At 34.1% G+C, this 2,069-nt stretch carries 2 protein-coding genes; both read left to right on the top strand.

The window, feature by feature from the left end; translation table 11 throughout:
• Positions 1-107: 107 nt before the first annotated feature.
• Positions 108-962, top strand: a complete 855-nt coding sequence (locus ADH92_RS09955; protein WP_049498315.1) for a helix-turn-helix domain-containing protein — start codon at positions 108-110, stop codon at positions 960-962.
• Between the two features lie 241 nt (positions 963-1,203).
• Positions 1,204-2,069 (top strand): ABC transporter transmembrane domain-containing protein (locus ADH92_RS09950; protein ID WP_049498313.1); only part of this gene is annotated, 866 nt, incomplete at its 3' end.

Below are 2,069 nucleotides of genomic sequence, written 5' to 3'. Positions count from 1 at the left end.
TGAAGACGTCATAATCTTGATCAAAATCATGTTCAACAATTTCATTTTTAATATCAGTATTGTATAATATAAAAAATGTGAAAAGGAGAAATTTCGGAAATCCGAACATGACTAATCGAGAAAAATTTAAGGCAATTCGCAAACAAAGAAAACTATCTTTAAAAGCACTTGGAGAAATTGCTGGTTCTGCCACCAGTATTTCAGATTTTGAAAATGGTCATACAACCCTTTCTAATGATGTTCTATTTCGACTTCTAGGATTTATGTTAGTTGAAATTAATGAATTCTTTGAATGGAAAGATTTCCGAGACAAAGATTTTTACCAGCTAACCGAGCAGTTAGAAGAGGCACTGAATAACAAAGATACTCAGATACTTTCCGAACTAAAATCATATCTCTATGAGTTATCAGATCAGAAAGGTCAATACCTTTACCAAATCATAGCTCGCGTTTTAGAGGTAATCATCTGCGAACTAAAGCAATTAACCGTTCCTCAAGATACCATTTTTCAACTCACTGACTACTTTATTTCATTAGAGTACTGGACAAATCTTGATGTCGGTCTGCTTGGTAATCTCGTCCCTTATTTTACATCGGATGCTCTTATAGTCTTCACTAATACTATTCTCGAAGATACTCCTCAGTCGCTAAAAAATAACCTAGATCGTATTAAAATTGATACCGTCCTAAACTGCCTATCTGTTTTTTTAGAACGAAAAGAAAGAAACGCTAGCCGAAAACTTCTGACATTATTATTTAACAAAAATTATCCAACCTATTTTTCTTTTGAAAAACTGTATCTACATGAACTTAAAGCCATATTTGATTATCTTTGGGGTGACAAAGAGGATGCTTTAAAAATACATCAAACTATTCTAGAGACAATTAATATTATTCTTAATCCTGAGGCAGTGAAGGAATGGGATGATAACTTTAGAAAAAACACATCTCAACTAGCATAACTAACTAATTTTATTTCAAATAGAAAACACTTAGATTTTTTTCGTGATAAGTATTTGACTTTGAAATAAATTTATTCACCTACTTTACCAACATATACTTTAAAAGATAGCAAAAATTGTAGTACTTGTACAATTGCCAATTATTGCACCCAATGTCCTGGAATTGCCTTATCTGAATCAGGTAATAGCAGAAATTGCTCTGAAATATGTAAAAAAACAGCACTAGCAAGGAGTTTCGTCTATGCTTCAATACCTTAAGCCTTTGCGCTGGTATCTTTTCTTTAATTTTCTCTTTAGTGGACTGTCCAATATTTGTACTGCTCTTCTTCCATACTTTACACAAGAATTAATTCGTGGCCACTATCAAATAGCTTTGTCAGGTTATTGCATCGCAGTTATAGGTTACCTGACTTGCAACTACATCCAAATGCGACTTGACTGGAAACAGGCCATTCTCTTTTCGACAAATCTAAAGAACGATTGGTTTCAATCTCTTTTAGGACTTGCCCACCATGATTTCAAGCAGAAAACAGTCGCAGAATACATTTCTTATCAATCTAATGATCTTGATTCACTGGAAAAAGATTATCTACCTCCATTGATGAGTTTTTTTAAGCAGATTCTACGAATTTTGATTTATACCATCATTATTACCAGAACGATCAATCCTATAGTGGCGCTGATCCTACTGATTTCAACGGCTATCAGTATTCAAATTCCAAAGATCGTTGGTCAATTGACTGCGAAGCGTAGACAGACCTATCTTGAAAAGCAAGGTGATTATTATCGGACCTTGGAGGATCTATTCCGAGGACATCACCTAGTTAACAAACTCACTCTACCTCATTTTATAGAGCAACAAAGAAGTTCTCTCAAAAACTTGCAGGATAAGTATCTTGGGTATGGTTTGACTAAAATTACAGGTATTCTCTTGACGGGTATTTCTTTTGAATTCATTAGCCTTATTCTCTTTTCCTATCTAGCTTACTCTCTATATCATCATCAAATTGGTATCCCTGAGGTGGTTGCAAGTTTTGGTTATATTACAGCCTTCTCAGAACCAATTCAAGAAATCCTTTACGATCTGCAAATGTTGGAGTCGGTAAA

The organism is Streptococcus parasanguinis (assembly GCF_001073155.1).
Taxonomy (GTDB): Bacteria; Bacillota; Bacilli; order Lactobacillales; family Streptococcaceae; genus Streptococcus; species Streptococcus parasanguinis_D.
The sequence above is the reverse complement of the archived record's forward strand: the minus strand, read 5'-3'. Positions and strand labels throughout refer to the sequence as shown.

Excerpts from the sequence above, each read along its gene's own strand:
- ADH92_RS09955 (WP_049498315.1), top strand. The coding sequence starts at position 108 with ATGACTAATCGAGAAAAATTTAAGGCAATTCGCAAACAAAGAAAACTA.